Genomic DNA, 21,345 nt, shown 5'->3' on the forward strand with positions numbered 1-21,345 from the left:
CCAGCTCCGCGACGGCCATGCCGAAGGCACGGGCGTCGCGGGCCGCGAGCGCCGGGATGTAGTCGGCGGTACGCCCCCGGCCGGGCGTCCGCTCGTTCTCCTCGGCGATGCGCTCCAGGACCGGGAGGTAGGTCGGGGACGACGTCATGATCACCATTCTGCCCCGGGCCGGGCCGGCCGGTCCGGCAGGCGGTGGGGCATCAGCGGGGCGCGCCCCCTCAGGCGTCGAGCACGCCCGTGCCCAGCAGCCCGAACAGCAGCACGCCGATCACGATCCGGTAGATGACGAAGGCGTTGAAGGAGTGTTTGGCGACGAACTTCAGCAGCCAGGCGATGGAGGCGTAGGCGACCACGAAGGACACCAGGGTGCCGACGACCAGCGGGAGGGTGCCCACGCTCGCGCCCACCGCGTCCTTGAGCTCGTAGATGCCGGCGCCGGTCAGGGCCGGAAGGCCGAGGAAGAAGGACAGCCGGGTGGCGGCGACGCGGTCCAGGTCCAGGATGAGCGCGGTGGACATGGTGGCGCCGGAGCGGGAGAAGCCGGGGAAGAGCAGGGCGAGGATCTGCGAGGAGCCGACCAGCATCGCGTCCTTGAAGGTGGTGTCGTCCTCACCGCGCTTGTGCCGGCCCATCTGGTCCGCGCACCACATCACACCACTGCCGACGATCAGCGAGCCGGCGACCACCCACAGGGAGCCGAGCGGCCCCTCGATGAGGGGCTTCGCGGCAAGGCCCACGACGACGATGGGGATCGTGGCGTAGATGATCCACCAGGCGAACTTGTAGTCGTGGTGGTAGCGCTCCTCCTTGTTGGCGAGGCCCCGGAACCAGGCGGAGACGATCCGCACGATGTCCTTGAAGAAGTACACGAACACGGCGGCGATGGCGCCGACCTGGATGACGGCGGAGAACGCCACGACGGACTTGTCGTCGATGGGGATGCCCATGAGCCCCTGGGTGATCTTCAAGTGGCCGGTGGAGGAGACGGGGAGGAACTCGGTCACCCCCTCGACGACTCCGAGAACGACGGCCTGACCGACGGAGATGACGCTCATGGGATCCAGTTCCGGGGGGGTTGATCGACAGTGGTGTGGACACTCTTACGGTGCTCAGGTGACGGCCCGGTGACCGACACCAGAAGCTTTCGACAACCGTCAGAGGCTTCCGGCGATCCACACCCCGGCGAACGCGGCGCCGAGGCCCGCCACCACACTGGCGGCGACGTTGACGGCGGCGTAGGGCCCGGCACCGGTCTCGGTCAGCCGCAGGGTCTCGTAGGAGAAGGTCGAGTACGTCGTCAGGGCCCCGCACAGCCCGGTCCCCAGCAGCAGCTGCAGCCGCGGCCCGGCGAGCCCGGCGGAAACGGCACCGGTGAGCAGGCCGAGGACGAGACAGCCGACGACGTTGACCACGAAGGTGCCCCAGGGGAAGACCGAGTCGTGCCGGGACTGCACCGCGCGGTCGGTGAGATAGCGCAGGGGTGCCCCGACGGCGGCCCCGACCACCACCAGCAGCCAGTTCACTTCCCGCCCTTCGCGTCCGCCGCCTTCGCACGGCCGACGTACCGGATGACCTCGCAGTCGTCGAGGATCACCAGCCCCTCGCCGACCAGTTCGTCCAGCTGCGGCAGGAACGCGCGCACCCGGTCCTCGGTGTCGACGATCACGATCGCCACCGGCAGGTCCTCGCTCATCGACAGCAGCCGTGAGGTGTGGATCAGGGAGGACGCGCCGAACCCCTCGATGCCGCGGAAGACGCTGGCGCCCGCCAGGCCGGCGGAGTGGGCCCGGTGCACGATCTCCGAGTACAGGGGCCGGTGGTGCCAGGTGTCGTTCTCGCCGATGAAAACGGTCACGCGCAGGGCGCTGCCGGTGAGCCTCGTCATCGTTGCCTCCACCGCAGAACGCGTCGGGTCGCCGTCACGGCGAGCCACACCGCCGCGAACGCCGCGCACGGGGTCGCGGCGAGATAGGCCAGTCCGGTGCGGGCGTGGCCGGAGTCCACCAGTTTCTGGATGTCGACCGCGTAGGTGGAGAAGGTGGTGAAGCCACCGAGCACACCGGTGCCGAAGAACGGCCGGACCAGGCGGTGGGCGCCCCACACGTCGGTGATCACCACCATGAAGACGCCGATCACCGCGCACCCGGCGGCGTTGACCCAGAAGGTCGCCCAGGGAAAGCCCCCGGCCGGCGTCGGCCACCACCGCGAGACCGCGTACCGGCCCGTGGCCCCGAGCGCACCGCCGAGCGCCACCACCGCGACCACCGGCAGCTGCGCCCACCGGGCCCGCCTCCACGCGGACCTCGTCGGCACCCGCAGGCTCCCGGTCTCCTGGGCTGTCATGCTCGTACGTCTCCTACTCGGCCGCGCCCGGACACACCGTAACGCCGCCGGCTCCCCACCGCACACACCGGCGGCGGCGCGGCGTACCGCTCGGCCCGTCGCTCCGGGGAGGGCACCCGCCCCTCGTTCCCGCGGGCCGCCGGTCACCAGCCTTTCTCGAACATCCGGGCCACCTCGTCGATCCGGGCCTCGTCACGGCGGTAGTACGTACGGCACCTGATCCGGCGGGTGCGCAGCAGGCCGAGGCCGGCCAGCAGGGCGAGATGCCTCTCGGCGGTCCGCCGCGGGATGCCGAGACCGGCCGCGACGGCCTTCGCGGTCGCGCCGTGCGCGGGCGGGGCGCGGCGCCGCCGGGGCGCGTGCGCGGCCGGGTCCCTGAGCCACTCCAGGATGAGCAGGCGCGTCCGGCCGGTGGAAGTGCTCAGCATGACCGCCTCCTGTCGTCGGGGCCTTCCCGTCCTGACGTTTCCCACTGTCCCCCGGGCCGCCCCGCCGCGTACGGGATCCGCCGGGCCTTGTCCGGTACTGGACGGTGCCGGCCCGGGGCGTCGGGAAAGGGCCCGGCTGCCGGGGGACGGCCGGGCCCGTGCTCTTTTTCAGCGGTGGCCGAACCACGTCATCGCCGCGGTCGCCCTGTTGTCGTAGTCGAACAGGGCCTGGTTCTCCCAGCCGTTGCCGGAGGAGGGGTCGGCCGGGTCCCAGCCGTTGCCGGGGACCGCGGTCCAGGTCGCCTCCCAGTAGAAGACGCCCAGGCCGCGGTTGCCCGGGACGGCCTCGACGATGTTCATCACGTCCCGCAGCCAGGCCGCCTGGCCGGCCTGGGTCGCCGGGTAGCCGGGGACCAGCTTCCCGGTGGTGTCGATCTGGTCGGGCAGCGCGTCCTTGCTGTCCAGCCGGAACGGGTAGGACGTCTCGGCGAGGAGGACGGGCCTGCCGTAGCGGGCGGCCGCGGCGTCGATGGTGGTCTGGAAGTCGGACAGCGTGCCGTGCCAGTAGCCGTAGTACGACAGCCCGATGGCGTCGAACCTGACGCCGTTCGCGACCGCCTTGTCGAACCACCACTCGGTGCCGGCCCGGTCACCGCCCTCGGCCAGGTGCAGGGCGACGAGGGTGGCGGGGCTGACCGCCTTGACCGCGTCGTAGCCGGAGTTGATCAGTCCGGCGAGCTGCGTCCAGTGGTCCGTCGAGCCCTCGTTCCACAGCATGCCGCCGTTGATCTCGTTGCCGACCTGGACCATGTCGGCGGTGGTGCCCTGCGCCTTGAGGGCGTTCAGGACGTCGTACGTGTGGTTGTACACGTCCGTCCTGAGCCGGCTGTAGGAGTGTCCGGACCAGGCGGCGGGCTTGGTCTGCTTGCCCGGGTCGGCCCAGGTGTCGGAGTAGTGGAAGTCGACCAGCAGCTTCATGCCCTGCGCCTTGACGCGCTTGGCCATCGCGAGCACGCGCGGCTTGTTGTTGTAGCCGTCGGCCGGGTCGACCCAGACCTTCAGGCGGGCGTAGTTCATGCCGGCGGACCTCAGGACGGCGAGTGCGTCGCCCGCACTGCCGGAGCCCGTCCGGTAGACGCCGCCCTTCGCCTCGCTCTTGGCGAGGGAGGAGATGTCGGAGCCCTTGACGGACAGACCGGACGTGCCGGAGGTGAAGGTCAGGTCGTCGACGTTGATCCAGTCGCCGGCCTTCGCGTCGCTGTCGACGCTGATCGTGCACTGGTTGTTCGTCACCTTCACCGGGGTGACGATCCTGACCCACCCGCCGGAGGAGACCGGCAGGTCGGTGCGCTGTTCCGCGCCGCCGCAGTTCTTCAGGGCGAGGTGGGCGGCGTTCTGGCCGCCGCCGGAGCGGACCCAGGCGGACAGGACGTAGTCTCCGTTGACCAGGCCCGACAGGTACTGGTACGTCTCCACCTTGTACGCGGACGACGACCAGTGGGTCAGCCGGTAGCCGCCGCTGCGGCCGCCGGACTCCACGTACGAGGCGCCGGTGTCGCCGTACTCCGACCAGCCGCTCGGGGTGGCCGCGCCCGTGCCGTCGGCCTCGAAGCCGGGGTTGGTGAGGGTGCTCGCCGCCCGTGCGGTCTGCACGGGCAGGGTGGTGAGGGCGAGCCCGGCGGCGAGGGGCAGCAGCAGGGCTCTGACGGTGCGTCCGGGATGAGATTTCGAGAGCTTCTCGAACATCGTCGTCCGTCCCTTCGACGTGACGGGGGGATGGGGCCCCTCCTGGGTGAGGGGCGTCCCTCCGCCCGCGGCCGGTGCTCGCGCGGGCGGAGGGAAGTCGGTTCAGCCGTCGAGTCGTACGACCCGGACGGCGCCCGCGGGGACCGTGAGGTGACCCGCGGTCCGCTCGCCGGTCAGCAGTTCGGTGCCGGGGGTGTCCAGCGGCACCTCGGCGTCCGACGCGGTGTGGTTGATCGCGAACAGGTGGCTGCCCGACGCGCCGGTGCGCCGCACCACCTCGACGTCGCGGGGCAGGTCGGCGCGCGGGGCGATCCGCGCGTCCTCGGCGGCCCGGCCGAGCACCGCGTCCAGGCCCTCGGCGCCGAGGCGGGTCGAGACGTACCACGCCGTGCCCCCGCCCAGGCCGTGGCGGGTGACCGCCGGGCGGCCCGCGGCGAGTCCGTCGGCGTACGTCCACACGGTCTCGGCGCCGCGCGGGACGACGAACTCCGTCCACACGTCACCGCTCGGCTGCGAGCCGTCCGGACCGGTCAGGCGCACCCGCTCGCCCTTCAGCAGCGGCGAGAACTCCTCGACGGTCAGGCCGAGGACGTCCCGCAGCGGGCCCGGGTGGGCGCCCTCGTGGACGGCGTCGTGCTCGTCGACGATGCCGGAGAAGTACGACACGACGAGGGTGCCGCCCCGCTCGACGTACTCGGTGAGGTTGCGGCCGGCCGCCTCCGTCATCAGGTACAGGGCGGGCACGACGACCAGGGGGTAGCGCGACAGGTCGGCTTCCGGATGGGCGAAGTCGACGGTCAGGTGGCGGTCGTAGAGCACCTCGTAGAAGGCGTCGGCGCGTTCGCGCGCGTCGTGGTCCTCGCTGGGGCGCCACTGAAGGCTCTGCGCCCACCAGGAGTGCCAGTCCCAGAGCATGGCGACGTCGGCCTCGGTGCGGGTGCCGCGGACCGTGCTCAACGCGGCGGCCGCCGCGCCCAGTTCGACGACCTCGCGCCACACGCGCGTGTCCGTGCCGCCGTGCGGCACCATCGCCGAGTGGAACTTCTCGGCGCCGCGCCGCGACTGCCGCCACTGGAAGAACATCGCGCCGTCGGAGCCGCGCGCCACATGGGCGAGGGAGTTGCGGGCCATCTGGCCGGGGGCCTTGGCCGGGTTGCGCGGCTGCCAGTTGACGCCCGAGGTGGAGTGCTCCAGGAGCAGCCAGGGGGCGCCGTCGGCGACCGAGCGCGTGAGGTCGGCGGCCATCGCGAGGTTGACGTGGGTGCGGCGGCCGTCGGTGATCAGGTAGTGGTCGTTGGTGACGAGGTCGACCTCGCGGCCCCAGGCCCAGTAGTCGACGGAGTCGCACTGGCTGAGGGCGGTCATGAAGTTGGTGGTGACGGGGACGCCGGGCGAGAGGCGGTGCAGGATGTCCCGCTCGGCCACGAAGTTCTCCCGCATGGTGGCGTCGGCGAAGCGCTTGTAGTCCAGCGCCTGGGCCGGGTTGCCGACCGTGGGTGTCGTGCGCGGCGGGTCGATCTGGTCGAAGTCCGTGTAGCGCTGGCCCCAGAAGGCCGTGCCCCAGGCCTCGTTGACCGCGTCGACGGTCCCGTACGCCGCAGCGAGCCAGCGGCGGAAGCGGGCGGCGCAGGAGTCGCAGTAGCAGGCGGAGACGGGGACGCCGTACTCGTTGTGCACGTGCCAGAGCGCGAGCGCCGGGTGGTCTCCGTAGCGTTCGGCGAGCCTGGTGGTGATGGCGGCGGCCGCCGCGCGGTAGTCGGCGTTGCCGTGGCAGATCGCGCCGCGGGAACCGAACGCGTGGCGCGTGCCGTCGGCGGTGACCGGCAGCGCCTCGGGGTGGGCGCGGTAGAACCAGGCGGGCGGGACCACGGTCGGGGTGCCCAGGTCGACGCGGACGCCGTGCTCGTGGAGCAGGTCGAGGACCCGGTCGAGCCAGCCGAAGTCGTACCGGCCCGGCGCGGGTTCCAGCAGCGCCCAGGAGAAGATCCCGACGCTCACCATCGTGACGCCGGCCTCCCGCATCAGCCGCACGTCCTCCTGCCAGACGCTCTCCGGCCACTGCTCGGGGTTGTAGTCCCCGCCGAAGGCGAGCCCGGTGAGGCCCTTGGGGGCGGTGTCCGGCATCACTGTCTCCCGTTTGTTCGATCATTTGGGAACGTGCACACACAGCGGTGGCGGTGCGGAGCCAACATAACCGCACAGCAACAACCATTGACAAGCGTCCAGGCTGTTTCTCTACTGTGAACGCTCACAGAAGCATGGCAGGCCCTCGCGAGAGGCGAGGGCCCCAGGTCAGGGGAGAGATCCATGCCGAACACGAAGCGCGTCCGCCTCGTGGCCACCTCCGTCGCCGTCGCACTCGGCGCCGGCGCACTCGCCGGCTGCGGCTCGTCCGGCGGCGACAGCGGGACCGATTCCGGGCCGGTCTCGCTGACGTACTGGTCCTGGGCACCCGGCATGGACAAGGTCGTCGACCTGTGGAACGAGGGGCCGGGGAAGAAGGAGCGGATCACCGTCACGGTGAAGAAGCAGGCGTCCGGCGACACACTGGTCACCAAGATCCTCACCGCGCACAAGGCGAAGAAGGCACCCGACCTGGTACAGGCCGAGTACCAGGCGCTGCCCACGCTGGTCAGCAACGACGCCCTCGCCGACATCTCCAAGGACGTCGGCGACGCCAAGGGCAGGTTCGCCGAGGGCGTCTGGCAGCAGACCACGCTCGGCACGGACGCGGTCTACGCCGTCCCGCAGGACATCGGGCCGATGATGTTCTACTACCGCGCCGACCTGTTCGAGAAGTACGGCCTGGAGGTCCCCACCACCTGGGACGAGTTCGCGCAGACGGCCCGCGACCTGAAGAAGAAGGACCCCGACAAGGCCCTGACCACGTTCTCCGCCAACGACTCCGGCCTGTTCGCCGGCCTCGCCCAGCAGGCCGGCGCCCGGTGGTGGACGACCTCGGGCGACCGGTGGAAGGTCGCCGTCGACGACGCGGCGACACGGAAGGTGGCCACCTTCTGGGGCGGGCTGGTCAAGGAGGGCGCCATCGACAACCAGCCGATGTACACCCCGGCCTGGAACAAGGCGCTCAACACCGGCAAGCAGATCGCGTGGGTCAGCGCCGTGTGGGCGCCCGGCACGCTCACCACCGCCGCGCCCGACACCCAGGGCAAGTGGGCCATGGCCCCGCTCCCCCAGTGGTCGGCGTCCGAGAACGTCACCGGCAGCTGGGGCGGTTCCTCCACCGCCGTCACCACCGACTCCCGGCACAAGGCCGCCGCCGCGAAGTTCGCCGCCTGGCTGAACACCGACGGCACGGCCCTCAACGCGCTGGCCAAGGAGAGCGGCATCTACCCGGCCTCCACCTCCGCCCAGCTCTCCGGCGCCTTCCTGAACCCGCCGGAGTACTTCGCGAACCAGGCGGACTTCTACACCAGGGCCGCCGAGATCGCGAAGACCACCGCACCCTCCGCCTGGGGCCCGAACGTCAACGTCGCCTACACCTCCTTCAAGGACGCGTTCGGCGCCGCCGCGAAGAACAGGTCGGACTTCGTCGCCGCCCTGAACACCGTGCAGGAGGACACGGTCGCCGACATGGAGAAGCAGGGCTTCGAGGTCGTCCGGTGACCAGCACGGCACGCCGGAGGCCGTACGGGGTGAGGAACGCCCCGTACGGCTTCCTCCTCCCCCCGGCGGTCCTCTTCGTCCTGTTCTTCGCGCTGCCCATCGGCTACGCCGTCTGGCTCAGCTTCCGCAAGGTGCGCGTATCCGGGCTGGGCCTGGGCTCGGGCGCCCGGACGGAGGTCTGGGCCGGCCTGCAGAACTACACCGAGGCCCTCACCGGCGGCGAGCTGCTGCACGGGGCGCTGCGCGTGCTCGGCTACGGCTGCATCGTGGTACCGGTGATGCTGGGCCTGGCGCTCCTCTTCGCGCTGATGCTGGACACCGAGAAGGTCCGCCTCGCGTCCTTCACAAGGCTCACGATCTTCCTGCCGTACGCCGTCCCCGGTGTCGTCGCGGCCTTGCTGTGGGGCTTCCTCTACCTGCCGGACGTCAGCCCCTTCTCCTACCTGCTCGGCGAGCTGCACCTGCCGTGGCCGGACCTGCTGGACGGCGGTCCGCTCTACCTCGCCCTGTCGAACATCGCGGTCTGGGGCGGCACCGGCTTCAACATGATCGTCATCTACACCGCGCTGCGGGCCGTCCCGGCCGAGGTGTACGAGGCCGCGAAGCTGGACGGCTGCTCGCCCCTGCAGATCGCGCTGCGGATCAAGATCCCGATGGTGGCGCCCTCGCTGGTGCTGACCTTCTTCTTCTCGATCATCGCGACGCTCCAGGTGTTCAACGAGCCGACCACCCTCAAGCCCCTGACCAACTCCGTCAGCACCACCTGGAGTCCGCTGATGAAGGTGTACCAGGACGCCTTCGGCAGGGGCGACATCCACGCGGCGGCCGCCGAGGCCGTGCTCGTCGCGCTCGCCACCCTCGTCCTGTCCTTCGGCTTCCTGCGGGCAGCCAACCGCCGCAGCAGGCAGGAGGGAGCACGATGAACGCGCTCGCCGCCCGCACGAACACCACGCCCGGTACCGCCCAGGGCCCGCCGCCGCGACGCCGCACCGCGCTCGTGCCGACGGTCACGCTGCTGCTGGGCGCGCTGTACTGTCTGCTGCCGGTGGCCTGGGTGGTGATCGCGGCCACCAAGTCGGGCCGGGAGCTGTTCTCCACCTTCACCTTCCTGCCGGGCAGCGGCTTCGCCGACAACCTCAGGGACCTGAACACCTACCGGGACGGCGTCTACTGGAGATGGATGGGCAACTCCGCCCTCTACGCCGGTCTCGGCGCCCTGCTGTCGACGGCCGTCTCGGCCTGCGGCGGCTACGCGCTGGCGGTCTACCGGTTCCGGGGCCGCGAGACCGTGTTCAACATCCTGCTGGCGGGCGTGCTGATGCCGCCGGTGATCCTCGCCGTCCCGCAGTACCTGCTGCTGGCCGAGGCGGACCTGACGGACTCCTACGTGTCGGTCCTGCTGCCGCTGGTCCTCTCCCCCTACGGCGTCTACCTGTCCCGCATCTACGCCGCCGCCGCCGTTCCCGCGGACGTGGTGGAGGCCGGGCGGATGGACGGCGCGGGCGAGTGGCGGATCTTCACCAGGGTCGCGCTGCCCATGATGGTCCCCGGCCTGGTGACGGTGTTCCTGTTCCAGTTCGTGGCGGTGTGGAACAACTTCCTGCTGCCGTACATCATGCTCAGCGACGACGAGAAGTTCCCGATCACGCTCGGCCTGTACACGCTGCTGGAGCAGGGCGCCAACACCCCCGCGCTGTACACGCTGGTGATCACCGGCGCGTTCCTCGCGGTGGTGCCGCTGATCGCCCTCTTCCTGGTCGTCCAGCGCTTCTGGAGTCTCGACCTGCTCTCGGGAGCCGTAAAGTCGTGACCGTGAGCACTACGGGGGGCAGGCGCAGACCGCCGACGATCCATGACGTGGCGCGCGAGGCCGGGGTGTCCCGGGGCACCGTCTCGCGCGTGCTCAACGGCGGGCACTACGTCAGCCCGGCCGCGCAGGAGGCGGTCAACGCCGCCATCCGCAGGACGGGTTACGTGGTGAACCGGCACGCCCGCTCCCTGATCACCGGCCGCTCGGACTCGGTCGGCTTCCTGCTGACCGAGCCGCAGGAGCGGTTCTTCGAGGACCCCAACTTCAACGTCCTGCTGCGCGGCTGCACCCAGGCGCTGGCCGCGCACGACATCCCGCTGCTGCTGATGCTGGCCGGGACGGAGGACGAACGGCGCCGCATCACCCGGTACATCACCGCCGGGCACGTCGACGGGGTGCTGCTGGTCTCCAGCCACTCCGGGGACCCGGTCGCCGAGCGGCTGCGCGAGGCGGGCGTGCCGCTGGTGGCGTGCGGCAAGCCGATCGGGCTGGGCTCCAAGGTCGGTTACGTCGCCGCCGACGACCGCGACGGCGCCCGCGACATGGTGCGGCACCTGCTGTCGCTGGGGCGGCGGCGGGTGGGCACGGTCACCGGCCCGCTGGACACCCCGGGTGGTGTGGAGCGCCTGGCCGGATACAAGGAGGTGCTGACGGAGGCCGGCATCGAAATCGACGAGCGGCTGGTCGTCTCCGGCGACTACAGCCGCGCCGGCGGCGAGGCGGGCGCCGAGCGGCTGCTCGCCCGGGCACCCGACGTGGACGCGGTCTTCGTCGCCTCCGACCTGATGGCCCAGGGCGTCCTCACGGCCCTGCACCGGGCCGGGCGACGGGTCCCGCAGGACGTCGCGGTCGGCGGCTTCGACGACTCGCCCGCCGCGGTGGCCGCCCGCCCGGAACTGACGACCATCCGCCAGCCGTGGGACCGGATCAGCTCCGAGATGGTCCGGGTGCTGCTCGCCCAGATCGGCGGCGAGGACACCGCGGCGGTGATCCTGCCGACGGAACTGGTCAAGCGGGAGTCGACGTAGGGCGTGCCGCGAAAGTCCCTCCCCCGGCAGCCCCGCGACGCTCCCCCGGCACCGGATGCCGCGCGGCGCCCTCCGGGCGGCCCGGCCGGCCCTCGCGGAAGTGCTGCGCAGCGAGTGACGGAAGCGGCCGGGGAGCCCGCCGCGCGCAACCGGTCAGGATCGGAGAAGCGGCCGCGGGCTCACCCGCCCTAGCGTGAGGGCACCGACGCCACCCGTCGGGCCACGCACCTCTGAGGAGTGAGTTTCCATGACCGCCGGCCTGAAGACGATCGTCTATCCCGTCAAGGACCTCGACCGGGCGAAGGCCCTGTTCAGGGCGCTGTTGGAGGTCGAGCCGTATGCGGACGAGCCCTACTACGTCGGGTTCAAGGACGCCGGGCAGGACGTCGGTCTGGATCCGAACGGGCACGCCCAGGGGATGACCGGGCCGGTGCCGTACTGGCACGTCGACGACATCCGGGCACGGCTGGCGGCTCTGCTGGAGGCGGGCGCCGAGCTGCTGCAGGACGTGCGGGACGTCGGCGGCGGCAGGCTGATCGCCTCCGTGAAGGACGCGGACGGCAATCCCGTCGGGCTCGTCCAGGACGCCTGACGCCCGGGGCGGCCGCCTCGACCGGCCGTTTCGATGTACGCGCATTAACATGCGGTGTCATGGAAGCGGACGCGGCCGGGGCCCGGCTCGAGGAAAGGTGGCGGGGCATCCTGTCGGTGCACGCGCGGACGATGTGCGAACTCGACCGCGTGCTGCATCCGTACGGGCTCGGCGCGAGCGATTTCGAGGTGCTCGACATCCTGGCGTCCGGGCCGTCCGAGGAGGGCGAGCAGTGCCGGGTGCAGAACCTCGCCGGCCGGGTCCACCTCAGCCAGAGCGCGCTGTCCCGGCTGATCGGCCGGCTGGTGAAGGACGGCCTGGTGGAGCGGTCGGTGTGCGCGGAGGACCGGCGCGGGGTGTGGGTCTGCCTGACGGCCAGGGGCCGCGCGCTGCATGCCGAGGTGCTGCCCCTGCAGCGCGCGGCCCTGGCCCGCGCGCTCGACGGTGACGGCCGGGAGCCGGCGGCTGGAACGGGCCGGCTCAGCCCTGGGGCCGGGCCAGCAGGTTGCGTACTCCCTCCGAGGTGAGCGTCAGGCCGTGCGGCGAGCCGGCGTCTATGGTCAGCGACAGGTCGTCGGCCGGCCACTGGGACGCGAGGGCACCGAGGGGCACGAGGCGGTAGCGGGAGACGAAGGGCAGCAGGTCGGACATCTCCAGCTCGGAGGTGAACACGGGCACCACCGGCACTCCGCTCGGTTGTTCGAGGACGGGCAGGGCCACCGTCGAGGGGTTGGCGGCGTCCTCGTCATTCGTGTCGTCCGGCACGGGGACCAGCACGTCGCTGTGCGCGAGCGTGTCCAGTGCCACCGCGTCCTCGGCGTTCTCGGCGAGCACGTCCAGCGCCCGCTGGGCGGGCGTCCCGGTGTTGTCGTTCGCTGGTGTCTCCATGGCAGATTCCCTGGTCGCGGCGGTCGTGCAACCTGCCCCGGGTCCTTCTCCCCGGGCACAGTCCTGCTCGCGTACCCGATCGCCCGCGCCGCAACCGTGACGGGCCGGACCGGCTTCGGCGGTCGTGGGGCGGCAGGCCCGGCCGGTCCCGCCACCCGCGTCGCGCCGAAGCCGCCCGGGCGGGAGGAGCCGAAACGCCGAGGCGGGCCCTCCGCGATGGGCGCGGGGGACCCGGGGGGCTCACTTCCGAACCCCGGGTTACGGGTAACCACGGGTCCGGGACCGATTCCCCGTGTCCGCTACGGCGTGCCGCCGGTCCCGTCCGCCGAGGCCAGGACCTCGGTCACGGCGACGGTCAGGTGCCTCTGCACCGTCTCCGGCAGCGGGTCGCCGCGCACCGCCGTCACCACGTCCCGGGCGACGTGGTGCAGCTTGGTGTTGGTGTTCTGGGAGGCGATGACCAGTACCGACCAGGCCTGGTCCGGGGTCAGGCCGAAGGACGCCATGAGGATGCCGCGGGCCAGGTCGATGGCGGGGCGGGTCTGCATGGCGCGGCGCAGCTGGACGACCTCGATGCGCAGGCCCCGCTCGGTGCCCCCGGCCGGTGTCCCGTCCTCCGGCGCCCCGTGCCGGGTGGCGGACACCGGTGGTTCCGCCTCGTACGCCTCCGGCCCGTCGGACGCCTCGGCGGAGAACAGCGAGCGCGTACCGGTGAGGGCGAGCAGTCGTTCGCTCGCGGGACCGGTGGCGCGCACGACGACCGTCTTGCCCTGTGACCGGGCCCGGTCGCCCAGGCCGATCAGGATGTTGAGGGCGGAGCAGTCGCAGAACTCCACTCCGCTCAGGTCCAGGTCGACGCCCCGGGCCGAGCGGCCGAGGGCGTCCCTCAGGGCGCGCTGGAGGCTCTGGCCGGTGTCGAGGCCGAGTTCGCCGCGCACCGTGACGAGCACACGGTCCGCGTCGGGGCCGACGTCGATCGCCGGTACGCGTCCCGGGTGCGCCGCCGGTACGCCGCCGCGGTCATCGCAGGCGGCGCCCCCGGTCGTGGACCGCGCGCCGTACACAGGCTCCGCCATGACCGCCTCTCCCACAAGCGTCCGCCCGTCCTCCGCTTCCAGACTCGCTCCGGCACCTGGAACACGTCAAGATATACATGAAGTCCAGTTCAGGTTCTTGTATGCGCGAAAGCCGGACCCTAGGCTGGCCCCATGGAAGGAGTGCCTGAGCCGCATACGGGATGGACGTTCCTGACCAATCACGCCCGGGTGCTGGCCACCATCGCCGACAACCACAACGCCCGGATCCGCGACATCGCCGCCCACTGCAGGCTCACCGAGCGCGCCGTCCAGAAGATCATCGCCGATCTGGAGCGCGACGGGTACCTCTCCCACACCAAGGAGGGGCGCGGCAACATCTACCGGATCGACCCGGGCAAGGTCCTGCGGCACCCGGCCGAGGCCGGGCTGACCGTGGCCTCCCTGCTCTCGTTGCTCGTCCGCGCGGAGGCCGGCCACTCCGAGGCCGGTCGCTGAGATCGCCGAGGTCCCGAAGTCACCGGCCGGCCCTGCCGGCTCAGCGCTGCTGCCCGGGTGAGCGGATCCGGCCCGGGGACCGCTCCGCGGCCCGCTTCCGGGACCCGTACTCCCCCCTCGCGTCGCTCGGGGTCCGTGTCCGGCAGCCACTGCCCGGCCCGGTGCCGGTTGCGGCACAGGACCTCCGGGTCCGGATGGCCGGCGCCGGGCCGTACGCGCGGAGGCGACCGGCCGGGGTCCCGCGGCGCCGCCCGGGCCGTCCGCCGCGCCGGATCCGGACGAGCACGGCCGCGGACCGGACATCGTCGGCGCGCCGTCGGCCCGGTGCGGCGTGCGGGCGTGCTCCGGTGGGGTCCGCCGGTGGGCGGAGGTGCTCGCGGGCTGGGCCTCAGGCGCCGCCGGGCGGCGGGGCGGTCGTGCCGCGCACCTCCAGGTACGGGGTGGTCAGGTCGACCTCGCGCGGACGGTCCGGGTCCTCGATCCGGTCGAGCAGCCGCTGGGCGGCGCGCCGGCCCACGTCGTGGCTGGCGTTGTCCACGGTGGTCAGCCACAGGTGCCGCAGCCGCGACAGGTAGGTGTTGTCGTAGCCGACCAGGGAGAGGTCGCGCGGCACTCCGAGGCCGCTCTCCTCGGCGGCCGACAGCGCGCCGACGCAGGTCATGTCGTTGACGGCGAAGACGGCGGTGGGGCGCCCGGGGCGGCTGAGCAGCCGTACCGCGGCCCGGTGGCCGCCCTCCTCGGTCAGGTCGCCCTGCTCCACGACCGCGGTGCCGGCCAGTCCGTGCTCGCGCACGACGGCCTCGAAGCCGCGGCGGCGCAGCTCGCCGACCGCGCCGTGGCCGGCGATGTGGGCGATGCGCCGGTGGCCGAGGGCGATGAGGTGCTCGGTGGCCAGCCGGGCGCCGTGCTCGTCGTCGCCCGCGACGACGTCCACCCCGGGCAGGTCGGGTTCGCGGGTGCCGGCGACGACGGTGGGGATCCGGCCGGCCGCGGTGCGCAGCGCCCGCGGGTCCCGCAGGGTGCCGACGGCGACCAGGCCGTCGACGCGCAGTTCGGTGAAGGTGCGGGTGAGGTCCTCGCCCAGGCGCCGGTTGAGCCGGCCGTCGGCGAGCAGCATGTGCAGACCGCTGTCGTACAGGCGGGAGTTGAGGCCGTCGAGGAGTTCCACGAACCAGGGGTTGCGCATGTCGTTGAGCAGCACGCCGACGGTGCGGGTGCGCCGTTCGCTGAGGCTGCGGGCGGCGGCGTTGGGCCGGTAGCCCAGTTCGTCGATCGCGGCGAGGACCGCCTGCCGCTTCTCGGGGCGCACGCTGTCGGAGCCGCGCAGTACCAGCGAGACCAGGGACTTGGACACGCCGGCCCGCGCGGCCACGTCGCGGATGGTCGGAGGTCGCACGTGGTGGACCGTTCCACAGGCGGGGACTCCTGTAAAGGGCCGGGAGGGCCGGGAGGGCGCCGGCGAGAGGGGGGTTGACACTGGGCAGAGCCACCCCTCATCGTGAGCCCGCAGGTTTTGGATCGGTCCAAAGAGGGGCTGTCATGGTGGATGTGCTCGGCGTCGCCGTCGTCGGATTCGGCTGGATGGGACGGGTGCACGCCCAGGCGTACACGCGTGTGCTCCACCACTTCCCGCAGCTCGCGGTGCGTCCGCGCCTGGTCGCCGTCGCCGACGAGGTGCCCGGCCGGGCCGAGGAGGCCGCCGAGCGGTACGGCTTCGATTCCGCCACCCGTGACTGGCGTGAGATCGCCGCCGACCCCCGCGTCCAGGCGGTCAGCATCACCGCCCCGAACTTCCTGCACCGTGAGATCGGCCTCGCCATGGCCGAGGCCGGCAAGCACATCTGGATCGAGAAGCCGGTGGGCCTGAGCGCCGGCGACGCCCGCGCGGTCGCCGACGCCGCCGCCGGGGCCGGCGTGCGGGGCACGGTCGGCTTCAACTACCGCAACGCCCCCGCCGTCGCCGCCGCCCGAGAGATGGTCGCGGCCGGCGAGATCGGCCGGGTCACCCACGTCCGCATCCGGCTGTTCAGCGACTACGCCGCCCACCCCGAAGGCGCCCTGACCTGGCGTTACGAGCGCGAGCGCGGCGGCAGCGGAGTGCTGGGCGACCTGGCCTCGCACGGGGTCGACCTGGCCCGCCATCTGCTCGGCGAGATCGACTCGCTGGCCGCGGACACCGCCGTGTTCGTGCCCGAGCGGGCCCGTCCCTCCGGCGCCACCGCCGGTCACACCCGGGCGGCGGGCGGCGAGCTCGGTCCCGTCGAGAACGACGACTACGTCAACTGCCTGCTGCGCTTCGCCTCCGGCGCGCGCGGGGTCCTGGAGGCCTGCCGGGTCTCGGTGGGCGAGCAGAACAACTACGGTTTCGAGATCCACGGCACCGAGGGCGCGCTCTTCTGGGACTTCCGCCGCATGGGCGAACTCGGCGTCAGCCGCGGCACCGCGTACCAGGACCAGCCGGTCAGCACCGTCTACGTCGGCCCCGGTCACGGCGTGTACGAGGCCTTCCAGCCGGGCTCGGCCAACGCCATGGGCTACGACGACCTCAAGGTCGTCGAGGCGTGCCACTTCCTGCGCTCGATCACGGAGGACCGGCCGTACGGCGCCACCCTCGACGACGCGGTGGCCGCGGCGACGGCCCTGGACGCCATGGCCCGCTCCGCCGAGCGGCGCACGTGGGTGAGCCTCGCCTGAGCCCGTCCCCTCACCCCGGCGTCAGGTCGGTGCGCGGGGTGACGGCCCAGTGGTTGGTGCGCAGCACCCGGCCCGCGAACGTCACCTCGCGCTCGGCGAGGAACCGGAAGCCGAGCGAGCGGCAGATGCCGTTCGAGGCCGCGTTGGTCGTGGCCGGGAAGGCGTGCACCTCTCCCCAGCGGTCCTCGTCCCGCGCCTGCTCGAGCAGCGCGCGGGCAGCGCGTCTGCCCAGGCCGCGCCCCTGGAACTCGGGCAGCACCATCCAGCCGATCTCCGACAGCGGGCCGTCGTCGCCCTCGTGGGCCCAGACGGTCACGGTCCCGGCCACCACGCCGGGGGTCCGCGGATCAGGGACGATCATCTTGATCCAGGCGGTGCCGGCCGCCGCCCGCTCGGCGTCCCGGCGCACCTTGTCCGCCATGCCCTCGACCGGCAGGGGNGGGGCCCGCCGAGTTCGGCCGTCATGACCGGGTCGCAGCGCATCCGGATGTAGGCGCCGACGTCGTCCGGTGTCACGTCGCGCAGCTGCACGGGGCCTCCCGAGGGATGGTAGGTGTAGGCGCCAAGCATCCGCTGGGCGATGATGGGCCTGCCCCGCCGGCCGGACGCGGGACCCGCGTCCGGTCGGCGTTCCGTGAACAACCCTGGAAGGTACACCCGTTGAACAGCGGCAGCCCGGTTCCCGACAGCTACTACGAACGCATCGACGAGCACCGTTTCAAGCCCACCGTCCACGCGAGCGGTGCCTGGGACCCGAGCGAGCAGCACTTCAGCCCGCTGGGCGGGCTGATCGTCCACGCGATCGAGGACCACCTGGCCGCGCGCCCCGACACCGGTCTGGTACCGGCCCGGATCAGCTACGACATCCTGGGCCGCCCGACCCTGGACGAGTGCGAGATACAAGTGGCGACGCTTCGCCCCGGCCGCACCATCGAACTGCTGGAAGCCGTCGTACGCATCGCCGGCCGCCCGGTGGTCCGGACCCGCACCTGGCTGCTGTCCGCCCAGGACACCGCCTCCGTCGCCGGAGGCACCGAGGACCGGCTCACTCCTCCCGACCTGCTCACCCCCTGGGCGATGAGCGACCTGTGGCCCGGCGGCTACATCGCCTCCCTGGACGTCCGCCCGCTCGCCACGCCACGTCCGGGCCGCGCCACCGCGTGGATCTCCACCCCGCTCACCCTGGTCGCCGGCGAGCCGAGCAGCCCGCTCGCCTCCTACCTGGCCCTGGTCGACACGGCCAACGGCATCGCCGCACGGCAGTCGCCCACCGCGTGGATGTTTCCCAACGTGGATCTGACCGTGCACCTCCACCGCCGCCCCGAGGGCCGCTGGACCGGACTGGACACCACGGTCGCCTTCGGGTCGACCGGCCTGGGCCTGACCAGCACGGTCCTGCACGACGTGCACGGCCCGGTCGGGCACGCCCAGCAGATCCTCACCGTACGGCCCGTGCCGTCCGGCGGGAGGGACTGAGCAGGCGGCCCGCGTGTGCGGGACACATCCTGCGGGACGGCGGGGCCCCGTGCCCCGGCGCGCGCGATCCGTCCGGAGCTGATGTGCTGGTTGCGGGGGCCGTCGTACCCGCCCTTTCCGGGGGGACTTTCGGGAGAGACCCATGACCACCTACAAAGTCGCGCAGGTGACGAGTGCCGGCGGTCCCTTCGAGATCGCCGAGCGCGAGGTCCCGGAGCCGGGCCCCCGCCACGTCCGGATCGCCGTGGAGGCCTGCGGGGTGTGTCACAGCGACAGCCTCTTCGTGAACGCCGCCGTCCCCGGCATCGACTTCCCGGTGGTCCCCGGGCACGAGGTCGCCGGCCGTGTCGAGCGGCTCGGCGAGGGGACGCGGGAGTGGGGCTGGCAGGTGGGCGACCGGGTGGCGGTGGGCTGGTTCGGCGGCAGCTGCGGCCACTGCACGCCGTGCCGGCAGGGCGACTTCATCGTGTGCCCGAACCTGAAGGTCCCCGGCTGGGCGTACGACGGCGGCTTCGCCGAGCGGGTGATCGCACCGGTCGACGCCCTGGCCCGGATCCCCGACGCCCTGGCGGCGAGCGACGCCGGGCCCATGGCGTGCGCGGGCGTGACCACGTTCAACGGGCTGCGCCGCAGCTCCGCCCGTCCCGGCGACCTGGTCGCGGTGCTCGGCATCGGCGGCCTGGGGCACCTGGGGGTGCAGTACGCGGTGGCCATGGGCTTCGAGACGGTGGCGATCGCCCGGGGAGCCGACAAGGCCGACTTCGCCAAGCGACTCGGCGCGCACCACTACGTCGACAGCACGGCGGACACACCCGTCGCGGAGGCGCTGGGGTCGCTCGGCGGGGCCAGGGTCGTCCTGGCCACGGCCGGCAGCTCCGAGGCCATCACGGCGACCGTGGACGGGCTGTCGCACCGCGGCGAGCTGGTGGTCATCGGCGCGGACCCCGAACCGCTGGGCGTCACCCCACTGCAACTGATCATGAGCGGCCGGGTGGTCCGCGGCCATCCGTCGGGCACCTCGCAGGACGTGCAGGACGCCATGGCGTTCAGCGCCCTGCACGGGATCCGCCCGATGACCGAGGTCGTGCCGCTGGAGCAGGCGGGCGAGGCGTACCGGAAGATGCTCTCCGGTGCCGCCCGCTTCCGTATGGTGCTCGCCACCGGCTGACGTCCGGGGGCCCTCCGCGTCCGGGTCCGGGTACGCCCTGGCCGGCCGCAGCGTCTGCGGCCGGCGGGTGCCGCGCCCCGGTCGGGGCGCGGCGTTTCGGTGAGCGCCCCTGCGGGGGCGGCCCGCCGTGCCCCCGTTCGCTCTGCCACCGGGGAGCCGGGGTCGGGCCGTCAGCGGCCTCATCCCCTGCTGCGCGGCACGGCTTTCAGGGCTTGCGCGCCACAAGACAGGCGTGGGGCCGGGTCAGTCGCCCCTCGGGCTCCTGCACCAGCCGCGCCACGACCACCAGCCCGGCCCGCTCCAGCAGTTCGGCCACCCGTTCCACGGGCAGCAGATGCCACTCGTAGGACACGGGGTGGCCGTATCCCCGCGCGGGCCGCCGGTGTTCGTCGCCGATGTGGCACCCCCACAGCAGATGACCGCCGGGCGCGAGCGTGCGATGGAACTCGGCGAAGAGCGGCGGCAGTTCCGCGGGCGGTGTGTGATGGGTGGAGTACCAGGCGAGGATGCCGCCGAGTACGCCGTCGCCGAGCCCGAGCGCGGTCATCGAACTCCGCACGAACCGCAGGTGCGGGTAGGCACGCCGGGCCAGCCCCACCATGCCGGCCGACAGGTCGACCCCGAACGCCGGAAGTCCCAAGTCGGCCAGGTGAGCGGTCACTTGGCCCGGCCCGCAGCCCAGGTCCGCGACCGGGCCCGGGGCGGAGCGCCGTACCGTCTCGGCGAACGCCTCCAGCACGCCGCGGGAGAGCGGGTCCAACTCGGAGGGTTTCGGGACGAGTTCGGTGTAGGCGGCGGCGACGGTGTCGTAGGAGTCGCGGACGGCCGTGAGGTAGGCGGGGTCGGGCACGGGGGCACGGTAGCGGAGTCCGTGCGGCTCCTCCACCTCTCACCGGAGCGGCGCCCGTGTCGCACCGACACGGGCGCCTTCACGTTTTCTGCACCTACTCGCCACTCACCCGTCACGGGTTGTGTAAGCTCCAGGCGCTCCATTCGCACACTGAGGGGGGAACCTCATGCGCATACGCTCCGCGCTCGCCGTCGCCGCCNACGGCGGGCGCCGCCGCCGTCGTCGTCGCCGCTCCCGCACAGGCCGCCGAGTACACGTCGGCGCTGAAGGTGAAGGGCGTCCAGTACGACGCGCCCGGACGGGACTCCAACAACTGCCGCACGGGCAACACCAAGGACGAGTACCTGACGATCAAGAACTACTCGCGCACCGCGAAGGTCAACCTCAAGGGCTACGTCGTCAAGGACGCCGCCGGCAACAAGTTCACGTTCCGCGCCAACCACTACCTCGAGCCCGGCGACTACGTGAAACTGCGCGGGGGCAAGGGCACGGACTCCGACGCCAAGAACGTCGTCTACCGCCAGAACTGCAACTTCCTCTGGAACAACGACAAGGACACCATCTACCTGCTCAAGCCCTCCGGCGCCCGCGCCGACGTCCACTCCTACACCAGGGCCCGCGACGACCGGGACGGCGACGGCTACATCAACTACCACGGCTAGGGGGGACCGTGAACCGGAACCACCGGCCGCAGCGGCCGACCGGCAAGCACCACCGCCTGTGGGCGGCGGGCATCGCCCTGCTGGCCGTGGGAGCCGTGGGCTGCGGAGCGCCGGAGGCCGCGAAACCGCAGCCGGCCGTGACCGTCACGGCCACCGCCACCGCCACCGCCACGGCCACGGCCACGGCGACCGAGACCGTCACCGCCGAGCCCACCGCGACGGTCACCACGACCAGAACCGTCAAGACGCCCGGCCCGACGGTCACCGTCACCAGGACCGCCCTCGCCGCCGGCACGGGCACCGGCCGCAGCGGTGGCAGTGGAAGCGGCACCCGCAGCGGCACGTGCTCGATCGTCTCCAACTCCGGCAACTGCTACCAGGCGGGGCAGTTCTGCCGCAACAGCGACCACGGCGCACGGACCACCACCGCGAGCGGTGCGTCGATCACCTGCGCCTACCGCTCCAACGCCTGGCGCTGGACGTACTCCTGACCGGCCCCGG

Annotated in this window: 23 protein-coding genes and 3 pseudogenes; 12 read left to right on the forward strand and 14 right to left on the reverse strand. The window is 72.4% G+C overall.

Translation table 11 applies throughout. From position 1 onward, the window contains the following. From RH94_RS45860 to RH94_RS37070, 8 genes and pseudogenes are all read right to left on the reverse strand, one after another. Positions 1 to 157: pseudogene (locus RH94_RS45860) on the reverse strand (glutaminase); the annotation flags it as partial. 61 nt (positions 158 to 218) lie between these two features. Beyond that, complete coding sequence (locus tag RH94_RS37040) at positions 219 to 1,055, reverse strand: undecaprenyl-diphosphate phosphatase (RefSeq protein ID WP_073952694.1); 837 nt, start codon at positions 1,053 to 1,055, stop codon at positions 219 to 221. Between the two features lie 99 nt (positions 1,056 to 1,154). Further along, the gene (gene crcB / locus RH94_RS37045) at positions 1,155 to 1,523 is read right to left on the reverse strand and encodes a fluoride efflux transporter CrcB (RefSeq protein WP_073952695.1); all 369 of its coding nucleotides are present in this window, start codon (positions 1,521 to 1,523) and stop codon (positions 1,155 to 1,157) included. Beyond that, positions 1,520 to 1,885 (reverse strand): DUF190 domain-containing protein, encoded by a 366-nt coding sequence (locus RH94_RS37050; RefSeq protein WP_073952696.1) that lies wholly within the window; start codon positions 1,883 to 1,885, stop codon positions 1,520 to 1,522. The genes crcB (RH94_RS37045) and RH94_RS37050 overlap by 4 nt, the downstream gene beginning before the upstream one ends. Continuing rightward, positions 1,882 to 2,343, reverse strand: a complete 462-nt coding sequence (gene crcB / locus RH94_RS37055) for a fluoride efflux transporter CrcB (RefSeq protein WP_073952697.1) — start codon at positions 2,341 to 2,343, stop codon at positions 1,882 to 1,884. The genes RH94_RS37050 and crcB (RH94_RS37055) overlap by 4 nt, the downstream gene beginning before the upstream one ends. A gap of 143 nt (positions 2,344 to 2,486) precedes the next feature. Then, positions 2,487 to 2,771, reverse strand: coding sequence for a helix-turn-helix domain-containing protein (locus RH94_RS37060; RefSeq protein ID WP_073952698.1), 285 nt, complete (start codon positions 2,769 to 2,771; stop codon positions 2,487 to 2,489). Positions 2,772 to 2,939: 168 nt separating this feature from the next. Then, complete coding sequence (locus tag RH94_RS37065; protein WP_073952699.1) at positions 2,940 to 4,517, reverse strand: glycosyl hydrolase 53 family protein; 1,578 nt, start codon at positions 4,515 to 4,517, stop codon at positions 2,940 to 2,942. A gap of 102 nt (positions 4,518 to 4,619) precedes the next feature. Further along, the gene (locus RH94_RS37070) at positions 4,620 to 6,641 is read right to left on the reverse strand and encodes a beta-galactosidase (protein ID WP_073952700.1); all 2,022 of its coding nucleotides are present in this window, start codon (positions 6,639 to 6,641) and stop codon (positions 4,620 to 4,622) included. Positions 6,642 to 6,824: 183 nt separating this feature from the next. Between RH94_RS37070 and RH94_RS37075 the strand changes: the two genes are divergently transcribed. From RH94_RS37075 to RH94_RS37100, 6 genes are all read left to right on the forward strand, one after another. Next, entirely contained in the window at positions 6,825 to 8,144 is a 1,320-nt protein-coding gene (locus tag RH94_RS37075) for an extracellular solute-binding protein (protein WP_073952701.1), read from the forward strand. Beyond that, positions 8,141 to 9,067: a carbohydrate ABC transporter permease gene (locus RH94_RS37080; protein WP_073952702.1), complete on the forward strand. Its 927-nt coding sequence runs from the start codon at positions 8,141 to 8,143 to the stop codon at positions 9,065 to 9,067. The genes RH94_RS37075 and RH94_RS37080 overlap by 4 nt, the downstream gene beginning before the upstream one ends. Then, positions 9,064 to 9,954: a carbohydrate ABC transporter permease gene (locus RH94_RS37085; RefSeq protein ID WP_073952703.1), complete on the forward strand. Its 891-nt coding sequence runs from the start codon at positions 9,064 to 9,066 to the stop codon at positions 9,952 to 9,954. The genes RH94_RS37080 and RH94_RS37085 overlap by 4 nt, the downstream gene beginning before the upstream one ends. Further along, entirely contained in the window at positions 9,951 to 10,982 is a 1,032-nt protein-coding gene (locus RH94_RS37090) for a LacI family DNA-binding transcriptional regulator (protein ID WP_073952704.1), read from the forward strand. The genes RH94_RS37085 and RH94_RS37090 overlap by 4 nt, the downstream gene beginning before the upstream one ends. A gap of 247 nt (positions 10,983 to 11,229) precedes the next feature. After that, positions 11,230 to 11,574: a VOC family protein gene (locus RH94_RS37095; RefSeq protein WP_073952705.1), complete on the forward strand. Its 345-nt coding sequence runs from the start codon at positions 11,230 to 11,232 to the stop codon at positions 11,572 to 11,574. A gap of 59 nt (positions 11,575 to 11,633) precedes the next feature. Then, positions 11,634 to 12,101: a MarR family winged helix-turn-helix transcriptional regulator gene (locus RH94_RS37100; protein ID WP_073952706.1), complete on the forward strand. Its 468-nt coding sequence runs from the start codon at positions 11,634 to 11,636 to the stop codon at positions 12,099 to 12,101. Here the strand turns inward: RH94_RS37100 and RH94_RS37105 are convergent. Then, positions 12,055 to 12,462, reverse strand: coding sequence for an SseB family protein (locus tag RH94_RS37105; protein ID WP_073952707.1), 408 nt, complete (start codon positions 12,460 to 12,462; stop codon positions 12,055 to 12,057). The two genes, RH94_RS37100 and RH94_RS37105, sit on opposite strands and share 47 nt — an antisense overlap. Before the next feature lie 299 nt (positions 12,463 to 12,761). Further along, the gene (locus tag RH94_RS37110) at positions 12,762 to 13,538 is read right to left on the reverse strand and encodes an ANTAR domain-containing protein (protein ID WP_073952749.1); all 777 of its coding nucleotides are present in this window, start codon (positions 13,536 to 13,538) and stop codon (positions 12,762 to 12,764) included. 132 nt (positions 13,539 to 13,670) lie between these two features. On the opposite strand from RH94_RS37110, the gene RH94_RS37115 reads away from it, so the two are divergent. Beyond that, positions 13,671 to 13,994, forward strand: a complete 324-nt coding sequence (locus RH94_RS37115) for a helix-turn-helix transcriptional regulator (protein WP_073952708.1) — start codon at positions 13,671 to 13,673, stop codon at positions 13,992 to 13,994. A gap of 388 nt (positions 13,995 to 14,382) precedes the next feature. On the opposite strand, the gene RH94_RS37125 is transcribed toward RH94_RS37115, so the two are convergent. Beyond that, positions 14,383 to 15,390 (reverse strand): LacI family DNA-binding transcriptional regulator, encoded by a 1,008-nt coding sequence (locus RH94_RS37125; RefSeq protein WP_073952709.1) that lies wholly within the window; start codon positions 15,388 to 15,390, stop codon positions 14,383 to 14,385. A 143-nt stretch (positions 15,391 to 15,533) separates the two neighbouring features. Here RH94_RS37125 and RH94_RS37130 point away from each other — a divergent pair, with 143 nt between their 5' ends. Next, the gene (locus RH94_RS37130; RefSeq protein WP_073952710.1) at positions 15,534 to 16,688 is read left to right on the forward strand and encodes a Gfo/Idh/MocA family protein; all 1,155 of its coding nucleotides are present in this window, start codon (positions 15,534 to 15,536) and stop codon (positions 16,686 to 16,688) included. A gap of 10 nt (positions 16,689 to 16,698) precedes the next feature. On the opposite strand, the gene RH94_RS37135 is transcribed toward RH94_RS37130, so the two are convergent. After that, positions 16,699 to 17,127: GNAT family N-acetyltransferase (locus RH94_RS37135; RefSeq protein ID WP_234426322.1), on the reverse strand; the 429-nt coding region annotated here is incomplete at its 5' end. Position 17,128: 1 nt separating this feature from the next. Beyond that, positions 17,129 to 17,219, reverse strand: a pseudogene (locus tag RH94_RS45865) (GNAT family N-acetyltransferase); the annotation flags it as partial. 129 nt (positions 17,220 to 17,348) lie between these two features. Here RH94_RS45865 and RH94_RS37140 point away from each other — a divergent pair. Together RH94_RS37140 and RH94_RS37145 are read left to right on the forward strand one after the other, a co-directional pair. Continuing rightward, entirely contained in the window at positions 17,349 to 18,164 is an 816-nt protein-coding gene (locus RH94_RS37140) for a thioesterase family protein (RefSeq protein ID WP_073952711.1), read from the forward strand. Between the two features lie 142 nt (positions 18,165 to 18,306). After that, positions 18,307 to 19,332, forward strand: a complete 1,026-nt coding sequence (locus RH94_RS37145) for an alcohol dehydrogenase (protein WP_073952712.1) — start codon at positions 18,307 to 18,309, stop codon at positions 19,330 to 19,332. Positions 19,333 to 19,537: 205 nt separating this feature from the next. Here the strand turns inward: RH94_RS37145 and RH94_RS37150 are convergent, their stop codons facing one another. Further along, the gene (locus RH94_RS37150; RefSeq protein WP_073952750.1) at positions 19,538 to 20,182 is read right to left on the reverse strand and encodes a class I SAM-dependent DNA methyltransferase; all 645 of its coding nucleotides are present in this window, start codon (positions 20,180 to 20,182) and stop codon (positions 19,538 to 19,540) included. Positions 20,183 to 20,382: 200 nt separating this feature from the next. Here RH94_RS37150 and RH94_RS37155 point away from each other — a divergent pair. After that, positions 20,383 to 20,844 (forward strand): annotated as a pseudogene (locus RH94_RS37155) (lamin tail domain-containing protein); the annotation flags it as partial. Positions 20,845 to 20,852: 8 nt separating this feature from the next. Further along, a complete protein-coding gene (locus tag RH94_RS37160) occupies positions 20,853 to 21,335 on the forward strand; it encodes a hypothetical protein (protein WP_073952713.1) in 483 nt (160 codons plus the stop codon). Positions 21,336 to 21,345 lie beyond the last annotated feature (10 nt).

The organism is Streptomyces kebangsaanensis (genome assembly GCF_001906585.1).
In the GTDB taxonomy this organism is placed as follows: domain Bacteria; phylum Actinomycetota; class Actinomycetes; order Streptomycetales; family Streptomycetaceae; genus Streptomyces; species Streptomyces kebangsaanensis.

Excerpts from the sequence above, each read along its gene's own strand:
- RH94_RS37115 (WP_073952708.1), top strand. The coding sequence starts at position 13,671 with ATGGAAGGAGTGCCTGAGCCGCATACGGGATGGACGTTCCTGACCAAT.
- RH94_RS37070 (WP_073952700.1), bottom strand. The coding sequence starts at position 6,641 with ATGCCGGACACCGCCCCCAAGGGCCTCACCGGGCTCGCCTTCGGCGGG.
- RH94_RS37095 (WP_073952705.1), top strand. The coding sequence starts at position 11,230 with ATGACCGCCGGCCTGAAGACGATCGTCTATCCCGTCAAGGACCTCGAC.
- RH94_RS37065 (WP_073952699.1), bottom strand. The coding sequence starts at position 4,517 with ATGTTCGAGAAGCTCTCGAAATCTCATCCCGGACGCACCGTCAGAGCC.
- RH94_RS37105 (WP_073952707.1), bottom strand. The coding sequence starts at position 12,462 with ATGGAGACACCAGCGAACGACAACACCGGGACGCCCGCCCAGCGGGCG.
- RH94_RS37100 (WP_073952706.1), top strand. The coding sequence starts at position 11,634 with ATGGAAGCGGACGCGGCCGGGGCCCGGCTCGAGGAAAGGTGGCGGGGC.
- RH94_RS37060 (WP_073952698.1), bottom strand. The coding sequence starts at position 2,771 with ATGCTGAGCACTTCCACCGGCCGGACGCGCCTGCTCATCCTGGAGTGG.
- RH94_RS37145 (WP_073952712.1), top strand. The coding sequence starts at position 18,307 with ATGACCACCTACAAAGTCGCGCAGGTGACGAGTGCCGGCGGTCCCTTC.
- RH94_RS37075 (WP_073952701.1), top strand. The coding sequence starts at position 6,825 with ATGCCGAACACGAAGCGCGTCCGCCTCGTGGCCACCTCCGTCGCCGTC.
- RH94_RS37085 (WP_073952703.1), top strand. The coding sequence starts at position 9,064 with ATGAACGCGCTCGCCGCCCGCACGAACACCACGCCCGGTACCGCCCAG.
- RH94_RS37130 (WP_073952710.1), top strand. The coding sequence starts at position 15,534 with ATGGTGGATGTGCTCGGCGTCGCCGTCGTCGGATTCGGCTGGATGGGA.
- RH94_RS37040 (WP_073952694.1), bottom strand. The coding sequence starts at position 1,055 with ATGAGCGTCATCTCCGTCGGTCAGGCCGTCGTTCTCGGAGTCGTCGAG.
- crcB (WP_073952697.1), bottom strand. The coding sequence starts at position 2,343 with ATGACAGCCCAGGAGACCGGGAGCCTGCGGGTGCCGACGAGGTCCGCG.
- RH94_RS37050 (WP_073952696.1), bottom strand. The coding sequence starts at position 1,885 with ATGACGAGGCTCACCGGCAGCGCCCTGCGCGTGACCGTTTTCATCGGC.
- RH94_RS37110 (WP_073952749.1), bottom strand. The coding sequence starts at position 13,538 with ATGGCGGAGCCTGTGTACGGCGCGCGGTCCACGACCGGGGGCGCCGCC.